This window comes from Vibrio sp. McD22-P3 (assembly GCF_021568915.1).
Classification (GTDB): domain Bacteria; phylum Pseudomonadota; class Gammaproteobacteria; order Enterobacterales; family Vibrionaceae; genus Vibrio; species Vibrio mediterranei.
Genome location: NZ_JAKGTN010000004.1, coordinates 30,919 through 55,359 on the forward strand (window position 1 = coordinate 30,919; position 24,441 = coordinate 55,359).

At 43.1% G+C, this 24,441-nt stretch carries 22 protein-coding genes; 13 read left to right on the plus strand and 9 right to left on the minus strand.

Annotation, left to right across the window (positions count from 1 at the left end):
- Nucleotides 1–2 precede the first annotated feature (2 nt).
- The 4 genes from L2W36_RS05835 to L2W36_RS05850 all read right to left on the minus strand — a co-directional run bounded on the left by L2W36_RS05835 (nucleotide 3) and on the right by L2W36_RS05850 (nucleotide 3,917).
- A complete protein-coding gene (locus L2W36_RS05835; protein WP_236109553.1) occupies nucleotides 3–872 on the minus strand; it encodes a hypothetical protein in 870 nt (289 codons plus the stop codon).
- Nucleotides 865–1,515 (minus strand): DUF1007 family protein, encoded by a 651-nt coding sequence (locus L2W36_RS05840; RefSeq protein ID WP_006073561.1) that lies wholly within the window; start codon nucleotides 1,513–1,515, stop codon nucleotides 865–867. Before L2W36_RS05840 ends, L2W36_RS05835 begins: the two co-directional genes overlap by 8 nt.
- Nucleotides 1,508–2,806, minus strand: coding sequence for a peptidoglycan DD-metalloendopeptidase family protein (locus L2W36_RS05845; RefSeq protein WP_236109554.1), 1,299 nt, complete (start codon nucleotides 2,804–2,806; stop codon nucleotides 1,508–1,510). The genes L2W36_RS05840 and L2W36_RS05845 overlap by 8 nt, the downstream gene beginning before the upstream one ends.
- A 184-nt stretch (nucleotides 2,807–2,990) precedes the next feature.
- On the minus strand, nucleotides 2,991–3,917 hold the full coding sequence (locus L2W36_RS05850) for an aldo/keto reductase (RefSeq protein ID WP_088878305.1): 927 nt from the start codon (nucleotides 3,915–3,917) through the stop codon (nucleotides 2,991–2,993).
- Between the two features lie 96 nt (nucleotides 3,918–4,013).
- Here L2W36_RS05850 and L2W36_RS05855 point away from each other — a divergent pair, with 96 nt between their 5' ends.
- The 4 genes from L2W36_RS05855 to L2W36_RS05870 all read left to right on the plus strand — a co-directional run bounded on the left by L2W36_RS05855 (nucleotide 4,014) and on the right by L2W36_RS05870 (nucleotide 8,667).
- Nucleotides 4,014–4,412 (plus strand): DNA-binding protein, encoded by a 399-nt coding sequence (locus tag L2W36_RS05855; RefSeq protein ID WP_088878304.1) that lies wholly within the window; start codon nucleotides 4,014–4,016, stop codon nucleotides 4,410–4,412.
- A 343-nt stretch (nucleotides 4,413–4,755) separates the two neighbouring features.
- Nucleotides 4,756–5,994: a porin gene (locus L2W36_RS05860; protein WP_236109555.1), complete on the plus strand. Its 1,239-nt coding sequence runs from the start codon at nucleotides 4,756–4,758 to the stop codon at nucleotides 5,992–5,994.
- Nucleotides 5,995–6,405: 411 nt separating this feature from the next.
- The gene (locus L2W36_RS05865; protein ID WP_236109556.1) at nucleotides 6,406–7,605 is read left to right on the plus strand and encodes a porin; all 1,200 of its coding nucleotides are present in this window, start codon (nucleotides 6,406–6,408) and stop codon (nucleotides 7,603–7,605) included.
- Nucleotides 7,606–7,770: 165 nt separating this feature from the next.
- On the plus strand, nucleotides 7,771–8,667 hold the full coding sequence (locus tag L2W36_RS05870) for a hypothetical protein (protein ID WP_062459144.1): 897 nt from the start codon (nucleotides 7,771–7,773) through the stop codon (nucleotides 8,665–8,667).
- Between the two features lie 47 nt (nucleotides 8,668–8,714).
- On the opposite strand, the gene L2W36_RS05875 is transcribed toward L2W36_RS05870, so the two are convergent.
- Nucleotides 8,715–9,596 (minus strand): LysR substrate-binding domain-containing protein, encoded by an 882-nt coding sequence (locus L2W36_RS05875; RefSeq protein WP_062459146.1) that lies wholly within the window; start codon nucleotides 9,594–9,596, stop codon nucleotides 8,715–8,717.
- A gap of 93 nt (nucleotides 9,597–9,689) precedes the next feature.
- Between L2W36_RS05875 and L2W36_RS05880 the strand changes: the two genes are divergently transcribed.
- The 4 genes from L2W36_RS05880 to L2W36_RS05895 all read left to right on the plus strand — a co-directional run bounded on the left by L2W36_RS05880 (nucleotide 9,690) and on the right by L2W36_RS05895 (nucleotide 13,978).
- Nucleotides 9,690–10,571 (plus strand): DMT family transporter, encoded by an 882-nt coding sequence (locus tag L2W36_RS05880; RefSeq protein WP_107305851.1) that lies wholly within the window; start codon nucleotides 9,690–9,692, stop codon nucleotides 10,569–10,571.
- Nucleotides 10,572–10,662: 91 nt separating this feature from the next.
- Nucleotides 10,663–11,673 (plus strand): ABC transporter substrate-binding protein, encoded by a 1,011-nt coding sequence (locus L2W36_RS05885; RefSeq protein ID WP_062459151.1) that lies wholly within the window; start codon nucleotides 10,663–10,665, stop codon nucleotides 11,671–11,673.
- Nucleotides 11,674–11,840: 167 nt separating this feature from the next.
- The gene (locus L2W36_RS05890; RefSeq protein ID WP_236109557.1) at nucleotides 11,841–12,734 is read left to right on the plus strand and encodes an ABC transporter permease; all 894 of its coding nucleotides are present in this window, start codon (nucleotides 11,841–11,843) and stop codon (nucleotides 12,732–12,734) included.
- The gene (locus L2W36_RS05895) at nucleotides 12,734–13,978 is read left to right on the plus strand and encodes a quaternary amine ABC transporter ATP-binding protein (protein ID WP_062459154.1); all 1,245 of its coding nucleotides are present in this window, start codon (nucleotides 12,734–12,736) and stop codon (nucleotides 13,976–13,978) included. Before L2W36_RS05890 ends, L2W36_RS05895 begins: the two co-directional genes overlap by 1 nt.
- A 1-nt stretch (nucleotide 13,979) precedes the next feature.
- Here L2W36_RS05895 and L2W36_RS05900 read toward each other — a convergent pair whose 3' ends face one another.
- A complete protein-coding gene (locus tag L2W36_RS05900; RefSeq protein WP_062459157.1) occupies nucleotides 13,980–14,360 on the minus strand; it encodes a nuclear transport factor 2 family protein in 381 nt (126 codons plus the stop codon).
- Between the two features lie 117 nt (nucleotides 14,361–14,477).
- Nucleotides 14,478–15,146, minus strand: a complete 669-nt coding sequence (locus L2W36_RS05905; protein ID WP_236109558.1) for a hypothetical protein — start codon at nucleotides 15,144–15,146, stop codon at nucleotides 14,478–14,480.
- 444 nt (nucleotides 15,147–15,590) lie between these two features.
- Here L2W36_RS05905 and L2W36_RS05910 point away from each other — a divergent pair, with 444 nt between their 5' ends.
- The 4 genes from L2W36_RS05910 to L2W36_RS05925 all read left to right on the plus strand — a co-directional run bounded on the left by L2W36_RS05910 (nucleotide 15,591) and on the right by L2W36_RS05925 (nucleotide 19,470).
- The gene (locus tag L2W36_RS05910; RefSeq protein ID WP_088878297.1) at nucleotides 15,591–16,208 is read left to right on the plus strand and encodes a TfoX/Sxy family DNA transformation protein; all 618 of its coding nucleotides are present in this window, start codon (nucleotides 15,591–15,593) and stop codon (nucleotides 16,206–16,208) included.
- A gap of 376 nt (nucleotides 16,209–16,584) precedes the next feature.
- A complete protein-coding gene (locus L2W36_RS05915; RefSeq protein ID WP_236109559.1) occupies nucleotides 16,585–18,210 on the plus strand; it encodes a peptide ABC transporter substrate-binding protein in 1,626 nt (541 codons plus the stop codon).
- Nucleotides 18,211–18,441: 231 nt separating this feature from the next.
- Nucleotides 18,442–18,951 carry a hypothetical protein gene (locus tag L2W36_RS05920; RefSeq protein WP_236109560.1) on the plus strand — a complete coding sequence of 170 codons (510 nt, stop codon included), beginning with the start codon at nucleotides 18,442–18,444 and terminating at the stop codon, nucleotides 18,949–18,951.
- Between the two features lie 165 nt (nucleotides 18,952–19,116).
- Complete coding sequence (locus tag L2W36_RS05925) at nucleotides 19,117–19,470, plus strand: SMR family transporter (protein WP_006070447.1); 354 nt, start codon at nucleotides 19,117–19,119, stop codon at nucleotides 19,468–19,470.
- Between the two features lie 63 nt (nucleotides 19,471–19,533).
- Here L2W36_RS05925 and L2W36_RS05930 read toward each other — a convergent pair whose 3' ends face one another.
- Nucleotides 19,534–21,300 (minus strand): DUF1501 domain-containing protein, encoded by a 1,767-nt coding sequence (locus L2W36_RS05930; RefSeq protein ID WP_236109561.1) that lies wholly within the window; start codon nucleotides 21,298–21,300, stop codon nucleotides 19,534–19,536.
- Between the two features lie 6 nt (nucleotides 21,301–21,306).
- Nucleotides 21,307–22,806 carry a DUF1800 domain-containing protein gene (locus tag L2W36_RS05935; protein WP_236109562.1) on the minus strand — a complete coding sequence of 500 codons (1,500 nt, stop codon included), beginning with the start codon at nucleotides 22,804–22,806 and terminating at the stop codon, nucleotides 21,307–21,309.
- A gap of 424 nt (nucleotides 22,807–23,230) precedes the next feature.
- Between L2W36_RS05935 and L2W36_RS05940 the strand changes: the two genes are divergently transcribed.
- Entirely contained in the window at nucleotides 23,231–24,400 is a 1,170-nt protein-coding gene (locus L2W36_RS05940; RefSeq protein ID WP_062459199.1) for an MFS transporter, read from the plus strand.
- Nucleotides 24,401–24,441 lie beyond the last annotated feature (41 nt).

Genomic DNA, 24,441 nt, shown 5'->3' on the forward strand with positions numbered 1-24,441 from the left:
AGTCACAAGATGGGAGACATTTGTACTGCACTTGTCTCCCAAAACAACCAGCCGACCATGATATAAAAGCTTGAAATAGCGAAAACCGCGACATAACCCCACATCCATTGTTTCTCTTGGTTTTTATGTCGACGATGAAGTAAAGATTCCAGTTTAAACCAAGCGCTGTGACCGAATACGACCACTAAGCTTAATGATAAAAAGCTGCCGAAAAGGCTCGCCAGCATCAAAGCTAGCGACAGCTGCCAGCCAAACCAAAGCATACTGAAAAGCCCTATCAATGCCGTGCTGCTGCAAGGTCGCAATCCATATAATATAACGTTTGAGAAATTCCATGTCGCAACGGTACTGACTTCAGGTTCGTGTGGCCGTTTTTGTTTGATACAACCTTTAATCAAATAAACGACGCCAAGCACCACCATACCAGCGCCAACAAACTGATTGATGGATGCAACCCAGCCTATGGAAGCCCGATACCCAATAGATAAGAACTGGTTGGCAAGCAAAACAATGGAGATCGTCACTGCTGCTTGCAACATATTGACAAGTAGGCTTAACCAAACTAGTTTCCATCGGCTTAAGGTTGAGCTTGTTGCGAGCAACATCACCGCACTTTTGCCATGCCCCGGCCCCAAAGAATGAGTAAAACCATAAGCAAAAGTACACAGTGCAGTAACAATGAGTGCCTGCCAGTCGCCAGAGTCAACCAGATCCAAGTAGTCAGATAGCTGTTCTAGTAGCGATCGCTGTATCGAAACAAACGCCCATCTAAGGGAATCAATGTTCTCGATCACACCTATAATCACGGCGACAAAAACGGCCAATATTAGTGCCAGCGTTAAAGCTTGAATCCAACGGTTCAAGCTATTCACAATGTATGCTCACTTTCTGACTAAAATGAGCACCAAGGTCGTCATCCCCTTGTTCATCAATGCCTAATGAGTTCGCGTAATCAAGGATTTCTTGAGACGGATTTGGGGTTTCAAGGGTAGTCTTGCATTTGCCACTTACGTCTGGACTAAGCGTAACCGTCGACGGGTCTTTCCAAGAAATATCGATGAAGTAGGTATTATCGTAAACCTGAACATCCAGCTCCTGAGTCGATACATCGATAGCGCGAGATAACGGCAATGTAAAAGTCAGTACCATACGTCGTCCTCGCTTAGTTAATGCGTAGACCTCTGGCAAACGAAACTTAAGCGGTTCGCCATCAACATACAAATAGGTAAAGTAATGTGTATTCAAAAGATTCGACATCAACCTTACCGCTTCTTTATGCGCTTTTTCTTCGCTATCAAACACTGAAAAATCGCCGTCTAGCGCATAGGCGCTGGTGAAAGGATCAAACACCCATTCCATGCTGATGCTATCCACCAGTGTCCCTTTGCCATTGATCGTTAACTGGTTACCTATCCACGAATGTGGGTGTGCGTTGACGTTGGTCGCCAACGTCAACAAAACCACAAAGAATACTCCCTGCCAGTTGAAAGCTCTCAATGCGAACCGATTAAACATGGCGTTTTTCTTGAACCGCCGGAATATCGCCTTCGTTACCAACAAGTTGGTCAAATTCCGAAATTCGCGCAATAAACGCAGGCTTATCCTTCGGTGGTATCGACGTTGCCATCGGCAAGTTAGCTGTAATTGGATCAACTGCACGATTTCGTACTAGCACTTCAAAGTGTAAATGGGGCCCCGTTAAGCGCCCAGTTGCTCCAGATAAAGCCACTGTCTGACCACGCTTAACATGGTCACCTCGTTTAACAAGAATACGCTGCAAATGTAAGTATCGTGTTTTGTAGACACTGTTATGCTCAATAACTAAATACTTGCCCGCATAAGGGTGGTTGCGCACGGCAATTACCTTACCATCACCAGTCGAATGAACGGGTGTGCCGACAGGCGCTGCAAAGTCAGTACCGTTATGTGGTGAAATACGCCCAGTAACAGGATGGATGCGTCGTGGATTAAATGGTGAGGTAATTCTTCTGAACGGTTTCGCAACGGGGTAGCGGTCAAAGGCTTGCTCTAAACTGTTACCTTCACGATCATAGAAACGACCATCTTCAGCCAAGAACGCAGCGACTTCTTTTCCTCTAATCGTAATCGAGATACCTTGTACTTCGGTATTACCTGTTAAGTGGTTACGCAGGTATTGCTGATTGACCAGAATGTTAAAGGTATCACCCGCTCTAAAATCTTTGGCGAAGTTTATTTTGTCTCTTAGGACTCGGGTAATGTTGGCGATCTGTGTGATCGTTAACCCTGCTTTATGGGCAGAGCTCGAAAAGCTGCCAATTACTTCTCCAGAGAAGAGATGTGTTTTCCACTCACCTTGCTCTTCAATAAATTCATAGCTGTAGCTGCCATCTTCCAAGCGTTTATATACTGCCCTTTCCACTAAACTCTCATGATAGGTCAATTGCTTAAGCTGGTTAGTCGTTCGATCTATCACCATTTCTAGGTGATCGCCGGGCTTAATAGTATCGAGTTTCAGCGAGTTTAAATCGGCCTCTAGTAGACTTTGCAGGGTGTTATACGACAAATCCCAGGCATTGAAAATGGTGCTTAGCGAGTCACCAACTTTAACGATGTAATGCACTTTAGCAAGGTCAGGCTTTTCTGCTTGCAGCGATGTCGTTTGGGTTGGAGCGCTAGTTTCAGGGCTATTGAGCGTAGATTTGTATGGTGTAATTTTAATGGTTACAGGTTCGGGCTGAGGCTGTTCTTGTTCTATTGAGAGATATGCTGCGAGGGAAAAAGAGACAGCAGCGATAGCAAACAAGACGTATCGTGGAGACTTCATAAGATAACAATAACTAAAACACAATTGTTATGTTATAACATCACCTTAACTGATAATAAATACCGTTTGTGTCAGAATATGTATCACAGTAAGCATTATTCGCCAAGTCAGCGATTGTTAGAAAAAAACCTCGCCATGAATCACAGCAAGGTTTTCGTCATTTAATGAGGGCAAATTAAGGGGGTTATGGCACACCGTGACCTTTTGCTGCAACCCAAACTCTAAACCACTGTTCACGAGTAAGCTCTATCTCTAGAGAAGCAACAGCTGCCTTAACTCGTTCAATTTTACCTGAACCAATGATAGGTAAAGGATTCGAAGGAAGACGCTTAACCCAGGCATAAATCACTTGATCGATGCTGGCCGCTCCTACCTCAGTGCGAATTGCCTCAAGTTCTTCTCGGACTCGCTTTGCTTGTTCCGATTTGCCGTTGAAGATTTCTCCACCAGCAAGTGTTGACCACGCCATTGGCAACACACGAAGTTGTTGCAATTGATCTAGCGTACCATCATGAGCCACTTCAAAATTAAGCGGATTAATTTCTACTTGGTTAGTCACTAGTGGCTTGCTCAAACGCGATTGCAGTAATTCAAACTGGCGTGGCGAGAAGTTTGAAACGCCGAAGTGTTTGACCTTACCAATCTTGTATAGTTCATTGAACGCATCAGCAACTTCATCAGCATCCATTAAAACGTCTGGACGGTGAATTAACAGCACATCTAGCTCGTTTACACCCAAGCGTTGTAACGAGTTATCTACTGATTCATAAATATGTTTTGCACTGGTATCGTAATGGTTGATCTTACGATCCGGGTATTTATCTGAGCACAGTTTGATGTCGCATTTAGAGACGATTTGAATCTGTTCACGGACTGAACTATCTAGTGCTAGCGCTTCACCAAACAAACGTTCACACTCATAGTTACCGTAGATATCAGCATGATCAACAGTAGTAACACCGAGTTCAATATGCTGTTTAAGGAAGGTCAGACGTTGTTGCGGTGTCATTCCCCAATCGGCTAATCGCCAATACCCCTGAACCAGTTCTGAAAACTCTGGTCCATTTGGCGCCATTGTCACTTTCGAAACAGCTGTAACATTCGAAACCATTGGTTATCTCCTTATTTAAGTCTGCCAACATCCTATGCTTGTTTTACCTAGCTCTCAACGGGTAAACTTCGAAAAAACGAACTAGAGTACGAAGTTGTGAGCTTTGCAGACAGACTACAAGAATTGATTGGACAAGAGAGTGTTAGCGGATTTGCTCGACGTGTCGAACTATCAGAAGCACTCATTCGCAAATACTTAAAAGGTAGTGAACCAAGCTTAGCAAAAGCTAACCAAATCGCCATGAAAGCCAACTGTTCACTCGAATGGTTAGCAACAGGATGCGGATACCTGTACCGCCAGGCCGAAGTTGTCGACATGGAAGCCTACCAACTGGCCTACGATGCCGTTAACGGCACTCGGCTGGCTGAAAAGGACATTTTCGAGCATCGTAAGCTCATCACTGCTTATCAATATTTACGCGCGACCAAAAAGCCAGATGGATATTTGGACCAATCAGGCATGAAACGACTACTGACTTCGCTTGCTGAGTTATGAATACACTCAAAAATCCCTCAACTTTATTACCGAAATACCACTAAGAGTAACATTTTATTAACAACCATTCGTTTTATAAAAAGTACAACCCTCCTTCTATTTGCCTAGTTCATACATGAGCAATCATCGGTCCTATAAATGTGACCGAGGTTAAACACACGTTTGAAAAAAATATCTTACACTAAATATAAATAACGCATTTATTAATAAAGTAGGAAACCATCAACAAAGATTAATTAATCTGCTCCAAACTATGTCCCCTAATAGTGGTATTCAAAAATAGATTTATTTTTGAATGGGGATTCTTTTATCCAAAAAACGGAAATTATAAAAAGGAATAACTATGAAAAGTCTATTCAAACTTTCTACATTAGCTGTAAGTGTATTTGCTGCCTCTCAAGTTAGCGCTATCGAATTATATAATAACGAAGGCACTGAACTTACTATGTATGGTGCGATTGCTGCACAAGTGAGTAAGTACAATTATGATGAGTCCACACCAATGGGCTCCGATCTGGCTTATGGTCTAAATAACGACTCTACATTTATCGAAGATCCGGGGTCTTACGTTGGATTTGATATCAGTCATACACAAGGAAAGTTTAAAGGCGTAGCCAAGATTGCGTTCGATGTTAATTTTGGGACGCAAACCGACGTTAATGGATATGGAGATAGTTTAGAGGCACTTACCGCAAGACAAATTTACGCTGGTTTCGGTCATGAGGACTTTGGTACCGTGACGATTGGCCGTCAGGAAAGTCCTTATATGAAAACTGACAAAGGCTATTACTCATACTGGGCTGGTGGCCTTAATATGATGCAGTCTGATGAGTTAGGAAGTCGTCGTGCTCCAAATACTGTCGTTTGGCAAAACGATTTCGATAATTTGTATTTAGGGTTGCAATATCAAGCACGCAGAGATGTAGAACAAATTGCTTTTGGTAACGGATTAAACTTTGGCTCATTCATAGTTGGTGGCACGCTAGATAGTAACTTTGATTTGGAATCACGTTCTAAAATCACCATTAAAGATGGCTTTGGGGGCGCAATCGCCTATACCTTTGATTTCGGAACATACGTGTCTGCTGCTTACAACCAAGCAAATGATATCAGCGGGAATTTTATTGATATCTTAGGCAGCGCGACCGGTTCAGCAGACAATGCCGAAGTGAAACAATATGCGTTGGCTGCTGAGCACCACTTTATGGATGGGGCAATTTCTGTCTCCGGACGATATGAGCACTTCGAAGCAAAAGATGGTAGTAGCAGTCCAATCTTCGACAGTAAAACTGACAACTTCGGATTAGGTGCTAACTTTTACTTTACAGAATCAATGCGAATCTACGGAAGCTATGAATACGCGAAAGAAAACAACAATCTGACTGGCAGAACTCAATCTGAAGCAAACATCTACAACGTCGGTTTTGGTTGGGCTCCAGTAGCATGGGGAGAGGTATATTTAGAAAGCTACTACGACGATGTGCAACTTAACGACAGTATCGATTACGAAAACTTCCCTACAAGTGCAGACACAGAATCCAAAGGCGCTCACTTCTTCCTAGGCGCAGCTGTTTTCTTCTAAATAGTGACTAAAATGTAACCTACTTAATGCCTCCTTCTCTGGAGGCATTTTTACATTCCCACCACATTTCACCCTTGATATTTCAACATACCTAAATCAGCGACAGATTTCTTTACTCCCCTCAACCCTAATCCATTCATTAATTCTATAAGTAAGAGTCATTACCACAGTCTAATTAATGACATAAAAAATTATAAAACTATAAGTTGTGATTTGTACCATGAATAATTCCACACCATTTAATTAAACTCCGGTCAGCCAACAAATTAATGCAGAGGGACATAATAACCCAAACAAAAACATAACAAATTCAAACATAACAAATTTAGAAAAGATAATTAAATACTATGACATGCTAGCGTTTAAAACGTAGGCAGAGACTTTTGCAACCTAATTATAAGCTTAAGAAACATGACTAAACTGAACCCTATTTTCCTAGCACTTTTGGCAACTTTTTCTTCCAATGCAATAGAGCTTTACAACGATGAAGGTACCGAACTATCAATTTACGGGGCGATAGCCGCGCAGCTTAGCCGTTATGATTACAACTCAGCTACCGCCATGGGTAACGCCAATGGCTACAACTACAATAGCGATGTTATCCACGTAGAAGATCCTGGCTCATATTTTGGCTTCGATATCTCGCACACCCATGGGCACTTTAAAGCCCTCGTAAAACTGGAATGGGACGTTAACTTTGGTACTCAATCAGATACATCGGACATTGCATTACAGCAGCGCCAAACCTATGTTGGCTTCGGCCATGATATTTACGGACAAGTAACTATTGGTCGCCAAGAAAGCCCTTACATGAAAACAGACAAAGGCTATTACGCATATTGGGCTGGTGGCTTAAATATGATGCAGTCTGATGAACTGGGTAGCAGACGAACCAAGAATACTGTTGTGTGGTCAAAAGAGTCAGAGAATTACTATATTGGACTGCAGTATCAAGCCAGTCGTAATGAGGACCAAATCTCGTTTGGTAATGGCCTTAACTTTGGCTCCGTATATGCGCCTGTTGAGGCGCGCCCTACTATCACCATAGATAATGGCTTTGGTGTCGCTGCAACCTATACTTTTGACTTCGGTACTTACCTAGCGGCAGCATATAACCAAGCCAATCATATTAATGGCGAGTTTATCGACTTGCTTGGTATACCAGACCCAAGTGCCAGCCTGACCGCAACGGATGCAACCATTAAGCAGTATGCCATTGCTTTTGAACATCATTTTGCTGAGGGATTACTCTCTGTCTCTGGACGCTACGAACGATTTATGTCTGAAGATGGCGCAACCAATCCGGTGTTCAAAGGCACCACGGATAATGTTGGTCTTGGTGCAAACCTATATGTCACCGAAAATATCCGTCTCTATGGCAGTTATGAATGGGCGTTAGATAAAGATGACTTGGCTAACAAGACCAACACTAAAGTGGCGATGATTAATTTAGGTGCAGCTTGGGCTCCTGTTCCGTGGGGAGAAATCTATGTTGAGGGTTACAGAGACGATGTCACACTCAACGACACGTTAAATTGGAATACGAATCAACCCACCGACTATCGGGGTTCATCCAATCATTTCTTCTTAGGCGCGGCAGTGTTGTTTTAAAAACGAGGGATAAACAAAGTGGAGCAGCTTAGCCTCTGCTCCACAACATAACACAATTCGAACCACCATCATTTATTGGTGGTCTTTCGAGTAAGATCACAACAACCTGCTATTATTTTACATAGAGTTATATTGAGCAAATAATAGACAACAAGGAAGGTAGGTATGTACGATCTAAAGAAAGAGTATGACCAGTTTGGCCCCTGGTTGATCGAAATAAAATCGCAAGAAGACATTCCACCCCAATTCTCAGAACAGCAGCATTTCTTTGAAGACGCGGTATACAGTTTTAAGATTCCTGTGCATCAAGAGCGTAGAAATATGAAGCCAGGCATGTTGCTTTATCCCGAAGTTGTCATCATTCAACAAGATTTCATCATGCATTTGAAGATTGATGGTGAACGGATTCAAGCAGAGAAAATGTGGTACACCGATGTGTTGTTCCTCACTCATGGTGGTGACTTGCTCGACAACTACATTGGCCTTCAATCGATTCAAGGCGAGATGATCATCAAATACAATCTCGTATCTCAAGATGTTGCCAGCCATGTGATTAAACTATTGCGTGAAATTGTCTCTCCTAGAACCAGTTACCCTATTTCTACAGAACTAAATGACGCGAGTTTGTTGGACAAAGTAACCTACAGTTTCTATTGCGGCACCGAAAAGCTATTAGAGCCACTGCACATCCTGGCTTACCAAAGCGAAATGATGCTCACAGAGAGAAAACGCACGAGCATCATGGATCTTTACCATAATTTCGTGCAGTACAAACTGTTACGTTCAATGATTATGACCGATGGCGTTGATTTGATTATCGCTAACCAAGGTAAACACATTATCGATGTTAAAGATGCCAACTATAAATTCGGTCACACCTTTATTCGAATAGGCTTGATTGAAAATGTATCGCTAGAACCTCATCCTCACTTCCCTGAGCTAAACTCGCTCATTATTAAAGTAGGATTATGCGAGTTCACCTTAGCGGTCGACAAAACCTTCTCTATCAATAAAGTCAATGAGCTACTTCTTGCCACTAAGCAAGTGAAAGAGCCAGCCTAATACGTTAAATACGCTAAGCGTTCTTCCTAATCGAACTAGGGAGAACGCTAACCACACTGCTGTTGTAGCCAACTAGCCAGTTTCTTGATTTCCGGCTGTCGGGCACGACTCTTCTTGTAAACGAAATAAAAATTGTCGCCCGTTTCTAATCCATGTGAAGGGATCACGACCAAATCTTGTAAGTCTCGCTCAGTCATCATGTAACCATTAGCGAACGTAATTCCTTGGTCATACTTCGCCGCTTCTACGGCCAACAACATATGGCTGAAGTGCTGCATATCAAGGTCTTTTGGCATGGTAATACCACCTGCTTGACACCATTTTAGCCAGTCTTTACCTCTTTCTCTGAATACAGAATCCGTCGACAAGATGGGATAGTTCCACAACGCCTCAGGAAGGTTTTTTCCATCTATCTCTTTCCAGATTTTATGGCTACAAACTGGGTAGAGAACTTCGTTGTATAAAGGCTCGGCAACAAAATTCCTTCTAGGTTTCTCTACAGTAATAAAGCAGTCACCTATGTTATCTGATAACTCAGGATCTTCCGCTACCATGTTTAGTGTCAGCTCGATTTCAGGATATAGGCGCTTAAAATCAGACAACCTTGGAATCAACCACTTTACGGCTAACGAACTGTATAGCGCCAAACGGATCGTGCCACGCTCCCCTTCTCTAATTCTCTGGCTGGCCTTCGCAATAGACGCAACGGCAGGGCTAATCTCTTCCAAATAGCTTTCACCAATTTGAGAAAGTGACAGCTTTCTCCCTTGTCTAATAAACAGCACTTCGCCTAAATACTCTTCCAATAAACGAATCTGATGACTGATGGCACTTTGGGTCACATTGAGCTCTTCAGCGGCAAGTGAAAAGCTGAGGTTTCTTGCTACAGATTCGAAACAATGGACGGCACGTAACGGAGGAAGTTTCATTATCTAAATATCTCATACTAAGTGAATATTTATCATTTCACTTCATCCTAGGTCATCTCGTATGCTCTCGTAAAGAGGAAGAGGAGGATAAACATGAAACCAATGACCGTCGGCGTAGCGATGCTTTTGCTCGTATTTGGTAATCAAATTGCTATTTTGTCAGACGCACTAATTAAAAGTGTGGGTAATGACGTCGCTGTATTTCAGTTTGTCTTTTTCCGTCAGTTGTCAGCGGTTCTGATCTTGTTGCCTTTTTTCCTATTTAGTAAACCAAAAAACATCACTGAAGGTTTGAAGTGGCATGCACTGCGCGCGCACGTGTGGTTGTTTGGGGCCATATTTATGGTTTACGCGATTTCATCGATGCCGTTGGCAACAGCTAATGCTATTTTCTATGCAGCGCCGCTGATGATGCTACCTTTAGCTGGTCTGTTTTTCGGTGAGAAACTCTCGCGCCAAACGATCGCGGCAGCGGTTATGGGCTTTGCCGGTGTGTTAGTCATTATAAGGCCTGACCAAGTCGACTTTGCCGCCTTATCGGCCTTAGTGGTTGCGCTTACTATTGCGGTAAACAACCTATTAATTCGCAAGCTACCTAAACAGCAATCCGTCGTACACACGTTACTCGTCACTAACCTTGTTGGAATGCCAGTCTCGTTATGTTTGGCATACATGGAAGGTCAACCTTGGGATTGGAGCTCGTTTCCTGTGGCCGCCGCTTCAAGCACTTTTATTTTGATTTATGCGGCGACCTGCGTGTTGACCTATCGTTCTGTGGATAGCAACAAAATCGCCAGTGCAGAATACAGCGGTTTGATTGGCGCAGTGGCAGTGGGTTTGCTGTGGTTTGGTGAAGTCCCCGATATCTTTATGGCAATTGGTACCTTGATGATTGTCGTTCCTATTGTCTGGTTAACCAAACATGAGAAGAAACGCAAACGAATGCATAAAGAGACCGCGATTGTTGAAAGCTAGGTCACAGCAATGTGAACAGTTTGTGAATGTAATTTGTAATATTTTTTCCATTTCATATACTTAATAGCGAACTCTGAAATGGAAAATCACTATGAAACGCTTAACTAGGACGTTATTGTTCTCATCTCTTTTAGCTACATCAAGTCTTCAAACAGCCTCCGCAAACGAGTGTGGTACTGTCACTATCGCTGACATGAACTGGAATTCAGCCACACTCATCGCCAACATCGATAAATTTATTCTGGAACACGGTTTTGACTGTGATGCAGAACTTGTTCCCGGCGATACCATGCCAACAGGCGCATCCATGATTTCAAAAGGACAACCTGATATCGCACCTGAGTTCTGGAGTAACTCAATGCGTGAAGCCTTAGATCTCGGTGTTAAGGAAGGTCAGATTCAATACGCAGGAACCACACTTACCGATGGCGGTGAAGAAGGGTTCTGGGTTCCTGAGTATATGGTCAAACAAGATCCTTCTCTCGCAACGATCGAAGGTGTACTCGCCAACGCGAAGAAGTTCACACACCCGGAAGATCCAAGTAAATCAGCATTTTATACATGCCCAGCAGGTTGGAATTGCCAAATTTCAGCCGGTAATCTCTTCAACGCGCTAGGCATGGAGCAAGCGGGATTTGAACTGGTCGACCCAGGTTCAGGTGCAGGTCTTTCAGGCTCGATTGCGAAAGCTTATGAACGCGAAGAAGCGTGGTTTGGTTATTACTGGGCACCGACTGCGGTTCTTGGTAAATACAAAATGGTCAAAGTAGACTTTGGCAGCGGTGTCGACGAGACCATGTTTAAAGACTGTATTACCCAAGAGGAATGTCTAGATCCTAAACCAACCATGTACCCACCTTCAGCTGTTGAGACGGTTGTTACCGATAGCTTTGCGAAGAAGTCACCAGAAGCGATGGCGTATTTCAAACAGCGTGAATTTACCAATGCTCAAATGAATGGCCTACTTGCTTGGATGGAAGACGAGCAAGCGGATGGTGAATATGCCGTTGAGCACTTTATGAAGGAATATAAAGATACGTGGGCAGCATGGCTGTCACCAGACGTAGCCGCAAAAGTACAAAAAGCGGTTGATGCATTGTAAAAGAAATAAAGCTCTAGAAGGATTGCCTCTTCGGATTTAGAGGCAAATTAGAGTCAGAGATTGACCCAATACTCGCCATGATGGCACTGGTTGGCGTCAATCACACTAAAAGAAGATCCCTAAGTTAGGGATCTTCTTAAATGGCAGAAGTAATCAAGGAGTAACAGATGTCTAATGCCAGTTGGTTGAGTGAAATACCTCAGCTCGATAGAAAACAACTACTCGATATTCGTAAAACCCTCGACGGCGCATATCGCGACTTCTCTCGCGAATATGGCGACGCCATCGAATCCATCTTTGATCCTCTTTTAAGTTTTTTAATCTGGTTTGAAAAGCTGCTTCTTTCTAGCCCTTGGTGGCTCATCCTCGGTATTTTGGTCGGCCTAGCCTACTTAGCCAGCCGCTCATGGAAGCTTAGTGCTTCTGTTGGTATTGCATTCTTTCTAATCGGCTTCTTCGGAATGTGGGACAATACCATGCGAACCATGAGTATTATTCTCGTCTCCACCTTTGTCGCCATCGCGCTCGGAATACCTACCGGTATAATTATGGCTCAGTCTAAGAAAGCACGAGCCGTGATCACTCCGATACTCGATATTATGCAAACCATGCCAGCTTTTGTTTATTTGATACCCGTGGTCATGCTACTTGGCATTGGTAAAATTCCGGGCGTTATTGCCGTCGTCATTTATGCCATTCCGCCAGTGATTCGACTGACAGATCTCGGTATTCGCTTGGTAGACAGAGAAGTTCTTGAAGCTGCTACTGCGTACGGCGCAAGTCCGATGCAGCGCCTATTTGGCGTGCAAGTTCCTTTGGCAATGCCAAATATTATGGCAGGTATCAACCAAACCATTATGATGGCGCTCGCCATGGTGGTCATTGCCTCCATGATTGGGGTGAAGGGATTGGGCCAACCTGTGCTTAAGTCCATTACCAACCAATACTTCACTTTAGGTCTTTTAAATGGTCTAGCGATCGTGGCACTTGCTATCATCTTCGACCGCGTTTCTCAAAGCTACGCTAAGCGTACCCAAGCTCACTTAGGAGGAAGAGAATAATGACTCAACCTCAGCCAATTATTCAAATTAAAAACCTCTATAAGATCTTTGGTCCTAAAGATAAGTCATACTTGCAAGCCGTCAAGGACGGTGAGACCAAAGATGAGCTACTAGCCCGTACTGGCCATACTCTCGGACTTCAAGATATCAACCTTGATGTCTACCCTGGCGAAATTTTCGTCGTCATGGGGCTTTCCGGCTCGGGTAAATCCACATTGATTCGTCACTTTAACCGCCTTATCGACCCTTCTGAAGGTGAGATTATCGTTGATGGATCTGACGTGATGAAACTATCCGATAAGGACTTGCGAGATTTTCGCCGTCATAAGATGTCGATGGTATTTCAACGTTTTGGATTACTTCCACATAAATCGGTCATCGACAACGTAGCGTATGGGTTACAGATTCAAGGCTTAAGCAAAACAGATCGCTTAGCCAAGGCAAAAGAATGGATTAAGACCGTGGGCTTAGAAGGCTATGAAGAACAATACCCTAGCCAACTTTCAGGAGGACAACAACAACGTGTTGGCCTTGCTCGCGCCCTTTGTACCGATGCCGATATCCTTTTAATGGATGAAGCATTCTCAGCACTCGATCCGTTAATCCGTAGCGAAATGCAAGACCAGCTGATCGAACTTCAGGAAAAACTGCACAAAACCATTATCTTTATCACTCACGATTTGGATGAAGCACTGCGCTTAGGTGATCGCATCGCAATTCTTCGCGATGGCGTGGTTGTTCAACAAGACAAACCTGTCGACATACTGCTAAACCCAGCGGACGACTATGTTGAAGCCTTTGTTAAAGACGTTAATCGTGCGCGTGCGTTAACCGTAGAGACAGTGATGCAGCCTCCTATTTCGCGCATTACTGCCGAAACTCTTGGTGAAGCGCTGACACAAATGCGTCGTTCAAAACACGATTATGGTTACGTTGTCACTGACGAAGGATATCAAGGAGTCATTACTCAAGAAGCGTTAGAGCAAGTTGAGCGCTCTGATTACCATAAGGAAATTCCTGATGAGATGTTGGATGATGTTCCTGCGGTGAAAAGCGATGCTTTGTTGGAGGAAGTGATTCCAGAAACGCTGGATAACGATCACCCTCTTCCGGTTGTGGATGACAACGGCGACCTTCAAGGCCACCTATCTAAGTCAACGCTTGCTGATGTACTAAGTGATAACACCAGCGAAAACGAAATCTCGGAAGAGGAAACGTCCGAGCCAAAAAAGGGCGCAGCCTAACCTAACTAATGGCGCAAACCCAGCGTTTGCGCCATTCTGCCGCCGGATAATCGTCCGGCCAGTATTCTACTTGCTTGACGATTTCTCCATTTTCAACGGTATGAAACGTAATGGCTTTTGCTTTGATCTTTCCATCAGTGACATTAACATCGGTAACGACCGTATTACCCTCTGCAACAATAGAAATAATATCAAACTGCCACAACCCATTAGCGGGATACTCAGTGTTTACCGCAGCAAAGTTCTCTCTTCCCACGATTTTTTCATTCGACTGAGGCCAATGAACTTCAATACTTTCTGCTAAACACTCACTCGCATAATAGAAATCATTCCCTTCCATTGCACGCCAATACGCTTCAACTATCTGTTTAACGTTTTCCATAAATCTACCTTCCACGTTGTTACTGGTGATAATCTAACGTAGAAATAACTGTATACATATACAGTTTGGTGAATTTTGAGAACTAAGACAGAGAAGAAGCGAATGGTATAATGTCAGCTATACCGTCGTCCTTGGTTGAATGACGAAATTGCCCTCCCGAGACTCGGTATAACGATAGCGACTCTCTTTTAACAACCAATACAGCGGATGGCGAACCCATGGCTGTGGGTCAGTTGGAGCAAAAGCATCGACACCCCGCAAGGAAATACAGTGCCAACCACATTCTTCTGCCTGACGAATACAACGGCTTGCATGCCAAAGTTGAGCAACAATATTCACCTTGCGAACTTGGGCATAATGAATAGCCTTCAAAGCGACTTCTTTTGTAGTCATATAGGTCTCGTTATGCCCGAACTGAATAGAAGTAACGCGCGACTTAAAATTTGGCTGAGAGTCTAGAACAATGTCGCAGATTTCCCATTGCAGGATAGCTTGAATCCTTGGCTGACTGAGCATAATAGTAATGACTTGCTCGGCAATGAGTTGATTAACCTCTCTACCTTCTCCATATGAAAAGGCTAAAATCGGAAATCTAGGGTCAACGACACCACAGGGTTCGGTGAAGTATTGGTGTTGATTAAGATAGATATCTAACTCACAAAGAGCCCTAGTTGTTACGAGTTGTTCGCAACGAGGGTAGTAATTACGATGAGTTAAAACCCACGAAGTGTCAGGCGTTATCAATTGATTATCAGTCCATGTTAGAACGGTATAAGGCTCTAGCATTTCCACTCCTCACGATATTCAGAAATTGCATTGCAGCATTCGACAACCCAAAACAGTTACCTATACTCCAAACTCAAGCCATCTCAGTAAAGCCTTACCAACAAACGTTCTGAACACGTAGTCTACTGAATGTAGTCGCGATTCATTATTCAAGTAAGTAGTAAACCGACTGAAAACTAATCTGTCTCAAACTTGGATCAAATCTAGAACTTAACCTATTCGCTACTCACGGTTTGCCACTTCATGTTTTAACAAAGTCGCGCTTCAGTTTTATGAACAGTGAAAAACCTTTACGTCAAAATCGCTTCTAACCGCACCATAACTCCAACCTCACTCTCACAAAATTTGTAACGACTAAGAATCTGGAACAATTAATGCAGTTGTAATCACAGTTTCTTATCGAAAGCGCAAATTGTCCTATTCGTAACACATTCAAGGAGAGAGATGATGTTAGATAACTTTGTAGACTCAATACAGGCGTACACTGAGCTTAAAGAGATAAGCATCCGTTCTGTATTTGGCGGGAAAGGCGTTCTGTCTAATGGTGTGATGTTTGCACTAATAAAGGGCAACGAGCTCTACCTTAGAGCACCGAATAGTAAGTTTAAGGACGAGTTTTCGCAATTAGGGTGTACGCCATACGAGTTTCACTGGCGCTCATCGTCTCGCAACTACCCTAGCCTTTCTAGTTACTATTCCATTCCTGAAGCAGTAAAGCATTGCGATAAACAAATAGCACAGCTCTGCGAAGAAGTTTGGAGTGTAGGTTTGGAAGAAAAAAGGCGTAAAGAAACGCCCACGCGCATCAAAGACCTTCCTAATATGCAATATAAAACGGAACGAATGTTACGTAAGGCGGGTATCCACTCGATTGATGAATTAAGAGAGCAAGGTCCTGTGAATGCGTATAAAGCGGTGTGTGGTAGCCACGATAAACAGCCGGGAATCAACTTACTGTTTTATATCGCTGGTGCGTTGGAAGGCATACATTGGAGCATCCTCCCTGAGACATTGCGTGAGACGCTTTCTCGCCAAGCCAGCTCTGACTATCTTACTCACTAAAAAAACGCCCTGCGGCCAAAGGCTGCAGGGCAAAATATTAATACAATGTCTATGTTGGATGCATGTGTTAATTGAAAGTGGACAGGACAACTAAGCACATGCCGTTATTAAACCACGTGCTTCAGTGGTTCGATAGCGAATAACCTTATCAAGTGATTGCAAACCCACTTCAATCGATGACCAATTGTTTCGAAATGTAGATCAAGCCCCGTCATGTATAGGTTACCCGAGCTCAATCACACTCCACTGTACTAGTTTATAAATTAAATCATTAAACTTATTGAGGTTAATTGTAGTTAAGTTGTTTAAATATGAGACAATTTTAGTTATAAATGGGAGTTATTACGGACAAAGTTTTACGTATAGGATGTACTCAATGAACAAAAAAATGCTCCCCATCACCATTGCCTCTTTACTGGCCGCGACTTCTTTTCATGCACTCTCTGCTAATGTTCCCGATGGGACAGTATTAGCAAGTGAGCAATATCTTGTTAGGGGAAATGGGGCCGAGCCTAGTACTATCGACCCAACCTTCGTTAATTCAGGCATGCCGGGCGACATTATTGCCAACGATATATTCGAAGGATTAATTATCGAGGACCAAAATGGGCGAATGATTCCAGGCCAAGCCAAGTCTTGGAGTGTCTCCGACGACGGTTTAACAGTGACTTTCCAACTAAAAGAAGATCTCAAATGGTCTGATGGTTCGCCGCTAACAGCAGAAGACTTTGTCTTTGCTTGGCAACGCGCGGTAGATCCTAGCACTGGTAACAACACTGGCCACTACTTCAAGACCGCCAACATCACGAATGCTGGCGCTATCTTATCGGGAGATGTTAAAGCTTCTGAATTGGGTGTAAAAGCGCTTACAGACACTGCACTTGAAGTAAACTTGACCAAACCAACACCGTATTTCTTAAGCTTGATGAGTGTGAAGACCTTCTTTCCTCTTCCTGAAGCAGTAGTAACAAAGTTCGGTAACCAGTGGACTCGTCCAGAGAACATGGTCACCAATGGTGCTTATAAGTTGGTTAAGTGGGTACCTAATGAGTATGTTGAAGTAGAGCGTAATCCACAATATTGGGACGACCAACACACTGTCATTAATGGCGTTACCTATCTTGGTCTTGCTTCTCAAAATGCTGAACTTGTGCGTTATCAATCAGGTGAGATTGATATGACCAACCGAATTCAGTTGGAGCAATATCAACGTTTGATTAAAGAGGATCCATCTCAAATCCAAGGGTTGCCACTACTTGGTTCGTACATCTACTCCTTCAACACCCAAAAAGCGCCGTTCGATAACGCCAAAGTTCGACAAGCCCTTACCGTTTCTATCGACCGCAACATACTGGTTGAGAAGATCACTGGTCAAGGAGAAGTCGCTGCTTATACTCCAGTTCCATCTATCATTCCAAATTACGATGCCCCGCATATGGCATACAGTGATAAGAGCATGCAACAACGTTTGGAAATGGCAAAACAGTTGTTAGCGGAAGCTGGATATAGCAAAGACAAGCCGCTCGAATTTACGGTGACTTATAACACCAGTGAAAACCATAAAAAGATAGCCTTGGCCCTCGCCTCTATGTGGAAGCCGCTTGGCGTCAAAGTTCACCTGCAGAACATGGAATGGAAAGCCTATGTCTCAGCTAAATCTTTAGGAGATTTTGAGATAGCGCGTTCATGGTCATTTGGAGATTATGCGGAACCATCCTCAGTGTTAGCTTCCTATACTTGCAATCACGTTGAAAACGAAAGTGGCTTCTGTGATGCGAAGTTTGATGAGCTAATGCAACGTGCTAGCGTAACCGCAGATAAAGCCAAGCGCTACCAACTGTTCAACCAAGCAGAAACCATATTAGCCGAGGCCGCACCGATGATTCCACTCTACTATTACAAGCATACTCGACTGGTTCGAAATACTCTGAAGGGCTTCCCTATTAATAACCCGAAGGGCAATATTTACGCTAAAGATATGTACTTTGTTCAACCAAAGTAAAGTAGCGCCTAAGCCCATTCTTTGATAGCGCACCACTATCACTGTTTTTAAACCATTAATCGCATTGATGCTCATTGTTTATACAATGAGCATCAATTTATAGCTTTGCCAATTGCCATGCGAAACTATCCTAGTTTCAGATAGATACCCTTTTTTCGCTAGTGACCTCAACATTCCTGCTCTATAGAATCCGCGCCAACCTCTTTCACTACACCCTATTTAGAGAATCCAATGATGAATCAAGTATTCAATTCAGCACATATGACAAAAACGCTAATGCTAACAATCTGGATCGTAGCCGGTACGGTTATTCTTCAGAAGTTAGGTATTCACGATAAATGGCCTGCATTCCTTGCGCTAATCTTTTTCTTTGAAGCAAAATTTGACCTAAGCAAACTTAAGAACATTTTCGCAGCTGGTATTGTAGGTATCGCCATGGGAATGCTAATCCCTGCAACCTTGGGAGCACTGGCGCCTATCGTTGGCGGTGAGAACGCGTTTTACATTTACGTTGCTGGTGTTGTTCTGATTACTATTGGTATGGGGCCAATCGCTCATTTTGCATTTAGCTATATTACGTTCGCTTATGTGGTGATGTGTATTCTTCACAAAGACCATGTGGTTGAGCATGGCTTCTCTTGGATGGCAGTGGCTCTTCTTGGTGGCGCTATGTACATTGCTGGTGTTACTGCGATTGCTAAATTTCTTGAGAAAAAGGCACTCGTGGCTCAGCAAGCATAAGACTACGTGGGAGCGGTCTGTGACGGCCGCGCTCACTTATTTATTATCTCTTTGGTGTAATAATTATTTACCCAACCAACACTACCAAAGTTTTTGAAATTATTTATACTCTCGCCCATCAGAATACGAGCGGTTTCGTATTCACTTGTTTGGTGGTAATGCAGTATGTTTCAAACTCTTGTTTCTCTGCCTCCAGCTATTGCACTTTCAATAGCCATTGTGACTGAAGTGATCGCAACTTCGTTTATTCCTAAGACAGAACAATTTACCAAGCTGGCTCCTAGCCTAGTAGTTGGTATCGGCTATGCCGTGGCTTTCTTTTTGCTATCTGTCACCGTTAAAAGTATGCCGGTTGGTGTGGTTTATGCGATCTGGAGCGGTGCAGGCATCGTCCTAGTGGCAACGGTAGGATATTTTGCATACGGACAAAAATTGGACCTAGCGGCAATTGTCGGAATCGGGCTTATTCTATCTGGTGTTCTTGTCGTCAACTTACTTTCGAAAACCGTAGGTCACTGATCTCGACCTCATCAATGAATTCACTGAGGGCCCTGATTCGGGCCCTCAGTTATTTGTAATAATCTAAACAGGCTTACCCCATACTTCAATTTCTTGGAAGTTGTTCCATTTGAGTAGCTTGCTATTCACAGGGTCATTATTGCCGTTACAAGTAATTCTTAGGATACGAGCCTGTTGACCACCAAGCTCAACGTCCACATAACCAGTTGTATCTCCCGGAGTTTGATAACTCATGAGTTTAGTGAACTGCACGCCATCGCTACTTACCGATATATCCATAAAGTACTGCCTTACATCGCCCTTAGCTTGTGAAAAACGTAGCACATCAAGGCTAGATGTCTCTGACAACGTAATATCAAAATGAATTCCTTCGCCTTTAGCTGTCCATTTTGTCGTAGGGTCACCATCAATAGCCATCTCTGGCGTATGATCCACTCGTGTCACAGAGGCTGCGACACCGGCGATTGCTAGATTTTCGCTTTCCGTTAAATCCTGTCCTAAGAAACCTAAGTAACGGCTTGGGAAGTGATTTTCCTTATCTGGCGACAAAGTTGGGAAGATATAGTCAACTCCGGATTCCGATAATCCAAACCATCGACATAATGTCGCAGCATACTGTTCCGACGCTGTGGTAGGTATAAACTTGTTACCTATTGCGTCTGGACCATCCTTAACAAACTCTGGATAGCGACCATAAGCTTTGCCGCCTTTTACACTACCGCCTATAACTAATTGGTTACTTCCCCATCCATGATCTGTACCTCGATTACTGTTATTTTGAATGGTTCTACCGAAATCAGACATAGTGAAAGTTACTACGCTATCTTGCAATCCATCAGCCTCAAGGGAGGCATAAAATGCGGAAACAGCATCGTCAATCGTGGTCAGCAAACCATCATGCTTGCCACGCTGGTTGCTGTGATTATCGAACCCACCTAGCGAAACAAAAAATACCTGACGTGCTTGATTAAGGCCGCCACTCGATTGGATAAGTCTTTTAACCATTTTCAACTGAGATCCAAGGTAGCTGGAAGGAATGTTTGGATCTTCTGGGTATTGGTCGAGCAAATCTCCCAATGTATCTTGAAAATCTAAGATGTCTTGGAAGCTCTGCAAGTATGCTTTACCAAATTCCGATGCATTGTTGTCAGCAAGTAGTTTGGTAATGTTATTGTTTACTGAGTTTACCGACAAAGAGGACATTGCACGAATTCCCGATGAACTCACTCTAAGATCTTGCACTCCTGAACCATTCATTAGCTCGTTACCACTAAAAGACAGATTAGGTGAAATAGATTCAGCCCCTGTCGCTAGTAGGTCCATCATCATGCCAGCCCAACCGTAAGGATGATATTGACTTGTCTCCCAGCTTCGCTGCCATGCCAGTTGCTGCTTATTATGCGCCCCCAAATTGGGAGAACGTTTGACACTGTTATAGTTTTCCTTGGTTGTTGGTTCAATTAATGAACCAACATTAACGATACTTGTCGCCACTTTGGCCTCGAACAAACTGGATATTTTGGGCATAGCAGCATTGAGGGCTAAGGATTGCTGATTATCGTCCATAATATGACCAATTTGCGACACCTCATGATCCCATAACTGAATATCTGGCCGGGAATCTCTATAATTATTTAAATTTACTCCATCTTTTGGAACAAGCATATTAAAAGAATCATTGCCACCATATAGAAATAAACAAACTAGGGCTTTATAATCACCTCCTTCATTTGCTAAAGCGCTCGACGGCAATGATAACGTCAATGGAATAGAAGTTGCTGCAGAACTATAAAGAGTGCTTTTAATAAAATTACGTCTTGTTAATTTCATAGTACTTTACTCCTGAACCATAAAGTTGGGAGAGATAAATGCAAAATAAAGCATGGCTGATACCGAGTAAGGTTTATTATTATTGCTTTTCGCATTCCATAAACCTTCAAATCGAGGCGCTAAATCTACAGGAACTTCTCCTCCAAAGAATCGATTTGCAATTAAGTTTATAAGCTGTGAGTAGTCTCCAGATGCCGATACAAAATCCGACACATCCGGATAGAGTTCTCCAGAACTATTTGAGCTAGTTTTATAACCATTATCGGTAACCAGTTTCCAAGCAATATTGCTCATTTTTACGGTTTGGTTCCAATCAATGATCTCAAGCTCAGGAGCAGTTAGCCCTTGCTCGCCAAGACCGCCCATTGGTAGGTAATCCGGAGAGTAGAAATTAAAGACCGAAGGTGAACCCAATGGATATTGACCAAAAGTATCTTGATATAGCATGGCATTTGGTGTGATAGTTGCGCCTGCCCCCGGTTTGCTATCCAGAGCACGATACAGATAGGTCATGGCCAATATGGGCTCGCGAAGTTTCGCGCGAAATAGACTTCCTTCTGCATTTACTTCGTCATCAAGTAACACTGCTTTAATCACTGCAGCTAGGTCTCCATCCGTTTGTTTAAACACGGATGAGACTCGCTCCACATAGGCAGGAGTCGGGTTAGAGGTGACAAATCGCTTAATCAACAAGGTAGAAATATTCGGGGCGGTATTAGGGTGTTTGACTAACACATCCAACACGTGCTCGAGTTCTTGTTCCGCTCCAACACCTGCCGGAAAACTTTCTCCTAAAACCTCTTTTGATTCCATATCGTGGTATACATCGTTCGCCTCCATTGGAGCATTCATGCTGCTATTAGACATAAACCAACCAGTAAATATTCTTGCCATATCCTCTACATCGGCATCGTCATAATTAGCTTCGGGATTACCTTCCTGGTCTAAGTAAAGTGTTCCGTCTGGATTAAGTTTATTTAGACCTATCGTAAACAACTGCATGATTTCTCGTGCATAGTTTTGATCTGGATTTACACCAGTTTGAGACTTGGGAAGATTACCCACCATCGTCAAGTAATGTCCCATGATAGGTGAGCGTGTGACATGATAAAGCAGCGTTTTGTAGTCGCTGAAAGCGTATGTTGTCAGAATGTCATAGTAATTGGCTAACTCTAATGGATACGGTGCCAACTGCGCATCGCGGTCGCCCACGACCAGAATTTGACTTAGTGCGAAGGCAACTCGTTGGCGTAACTGAGCGTCATCTTGCAAAGCAAGATCAAACCAAGCACAGACTCTCATTTCCTGAGTAAGGGTTGTTTGACCACGCTGTTGCTGCTGCACTAACGTTTGTGAAACATGGTTTGTGTAACTGAGGTTAATCTGTTGATCGATCCAACCGTTTCTATCATCATTAACTAATAACGCTTCAACATCGCCTTTCTTAATTCCCATTGTCGCTGCATCAAGAAATTTAGATGCCTGTTTATACGATAAACCATCCATAGTTATTCCTTATATTATTCCCTAGCCCGCATTTATAAAACTAGTACCAACAAAATATATTTCAAACACAAAAAACAGATTTAAAATAATTCCACTGAAGCAAAATTACATATATAAAAATCAATACAAACACTTATCGACAGATTATATTAACCACAATAATTAGGCTTTAAATAACATAATAGAGAACATTAAAATAAGAACAATTACTTTAATAACAAATAGATCAGAATAACTCATGAAAAACAAAAGTATTTTTTAGGCGATTGTCAATCGTCGATAATTTAGATTAAATATTCCAATTTTCATCGAAGAATTTTATAAGGTGAGCAAATAGCCGATTTTTAAACAAATTACAGATTGCTTTTCTAGCTAGTTCCTGCACCATAGAGGCTAAACTAATGTGCTACTAGTAAGAAATGTCATGAGATCTCTGCCATGGAATGCTTGGTTACTTGCCACAGTCCAACCTTTTGTCCTCTCTGTAGGCGCTTTAAACGTATTTTTGGGAGGCATTGTCGGTACCAGTCTTCATAGTGACCCGACCCTCGCTACTTTTCCGGTCACTGCTTTAATTTTAGGTGTATCGCTTAATATCTTTCCCGCAGCTCGTATCCAGAGAAAAATTGGTCGAAAACACGCTTTCGTCATCGCTGCGCTAGTAAGCAGCGTCGCAGCCTTCTTTGCAGCTTGGAACATCGATAATGGCAGTTTCTGGGGATTCTCTCTGAGCACTTTTATTCTTGGAACTCAATTAGCCTACGTCGGTCAATATCGATTCGCAGCAATAGAGAGTTGTGCAAACCCTTCCCAGCACGCCAGTGTTATCAGTTTGGTTTTGGTCGGTGGCATTGCAGCAGCATGGGTTGGTCCTGAACTGCTCAATTTGGGCCAGTTTATCCCAATGTTTGAGTCTGATTACGCTCGGGCATATGCTGCGCTAGGGACTTTAGAGATCGTTGGTGCTCTCATTCTGGCTATCGCAATGAAACCGCTAGAGATTCACGATAGCAGTAAAGATGTTGGTGAGGCGCGCACCCTTTCGCTTCTATTTAAACAGCCTCTACTTTGGCTCGCTATCGGTTCTGGACTTACCGCTTATGCGGTTATGGCTTTCTTAATGACCGCAACACCGCTTGCAATGTCAGGCCATGGACATGATATCCAAAGCGCTAAATGGGTCATTCAGAGTCATGTAATGGCAATGTACTTACCGTCATTAATCACTCCGCTGATCATTAAACGCATCGGTCTCTACAAGTTGATATCCTTAGGTTGCATTATATTCCTTGCTTGCATTGCCATAGCTCTACTAGGGCATTCCGTACACCATTACTGGTGGGCGTTAGTAGCGCTTGGTGTGGGTTGGAACTTCTTATTTATCGGAGGAACAACATTATTACCTCAAACATACAAGCCAAGTGAGCGATTCAAAGTGCAAGCCGTAAACGATTTCTCTATCACTGGATTTCAAGCGGCAGGTTCATTAGGAGCGGGATTCGTCCTCTATACTCAAGGCTGGGCGTGGATGTTGATTGCCTCACTATTTCCTATCGCGCTGTTGTTTGTCCTCAATTTAGTCGTTAAGAAATAGCTCAAGTAACCATGTTTTGAAACACAAAACCATATAAGGCC

Excerpts from the sequence above, each read along its gene's own strand:
- L2W36_RS05940 (WP_062459199.1), top strand. The coding sequence starts at position 23,231 with ATGAGATCTCTGCCATGGAATGCTTGGTTACTTGCCACAGTCCAACCT.
- L2W36_RS05890 (WP_236109557.1), top strand. The coding sequence starts at position 11,841 with ATGTCTAATGCCAGTTGGTTGAGTGAAATACCTCAGCTCGATAGAAAA.
- L2W36_RS05910 (WP_088878297.1), top strand. The coding sequence starts at position 15,591 with ATGATGTTAGATAACTTTGTAGACTCAATACAGGCGTACACTGAGCTT.
- L2W36_RS05915 (WP_236109559.1), top strand. The coding sequence starts at position 16,585 with ATGAACAAAAAAATGCTCCCCATCACCATTGCCTCTTTACTGGCCGCG.
- L2W36_RS05845 (WP_236109554.1), bottom strand. The coding sequence starts at position 2,806 with ATGAAGTCTCCACGATACGTCTTGTTTGCTATCGCTGCTGTCTCTTTT.
- L2W36_RS05920 (WP_236109560.1), top strand. The coding sequence starts at position 18,442 with ATGATGAATCAAGTATTCAATTCAGCACATATGACAAAAACGCTAATG.
- L2W36_RS05900 (WP_062459157.1), bottom strand. The coding sequence starts at position 14,360 with ATGGAAAACGTTAAACAGATAGTTGAAGCGTATTGGCGTGCAATGGAA.
- L2W36_RS05880 (WP_107305851.1), top strand. The coding sequence starts at position 9,690 with ATGAAACCAATGACCGTCGGCGTAGCGATGCTTTTGCTCGTATTTGGT.
- L2W36_RS05840 (WP_006073561.1), bottom strand. The coding sequence starts at position 1,515 with ATGTTTAATCGGTTCGCATTGAGAGCTTTCAACTGGCAGGGAGTATTC.
- L2W36_RS05930 (WP_236109561.1), bottom strand. The coding sequence starts at position 21,300 with ATGAAATTAACAAGACGTAATTTTATTAAAAGCACTCTTTATAGTTCT.
- L2W36_RS05935 (WP_236109562.1), bottom strand. The coding sequence starts at position 22,806 with ATGGATGGTTTATCGTATAAACAGGCATCTAAATTTCTTGATGCAGCG.
- L2W36_RS05925 (WP_006070447.1), top strand. The coding sequence starts at position 19,117 with ATGTTTCAAACTCTTGTTTCTCTGCCTCCAGCTATTGCACTTTCAATA.
- L2W36_RS05870 (WP_062459144.1), top strand. The coding sequence starts at position 7,771 with ATGTACGATCTAAAGAAAGAGTATGACCAGTTTGGCCCCTGGTTGATC.
- L2W36_RS05865 (WP_236109556.1), top strand. The coding sequence starts at position 6,406 with ATGACTAAACTGAACCCTATTTTCCTAGCACTTTTGGCAACTTTTTCT.
- L2W36_RS05860 (WP_236109555.1), top strand. The coding sequence starts at position 4,756 with ATGAAAAGTCTATTCAAACTTTCTACATTAGCTGTAAGTGTATTTGCT.
- L2W36_RS05895 (WP_062459154.1), top strand. The coding sequence starts at position 12,734 with ATGACTCAACCTCAGCCAATTATTCAAATTAAAAACCTCTATAAGATC.
- L2W36_RS05850 (WP_088878305.1), bottom strand. The coding sequence starts at position 3,917 with ATGGTTTCGAATGTTACAGCTGTTTCGAAAGTGACAATGGCGCCAAAT.
- L2W36_RS05905 (WP_236109558.1), bottom strand. The coding sequence starts at position 15,146 with ATGCTAGAGCCTTATACCGTTCTAACATGGACTGATAATCAATTGATA.
- L2W36_RS05885 (WP_062459151.1), top strand. The coding sequence starts at position 10,663 with ATGAAACGCTTAACTAGGACGTTATTGTTCTCATCTCTTTTAGCTACA.
- L2W36_RS05875 (WP_062459146.1), bottom strand. The coding sequence starts at position 9,596 with ATGAAACTTCCTCCGTTACGTGCCGTCCATTGTTTCGAATCTGTAGCA.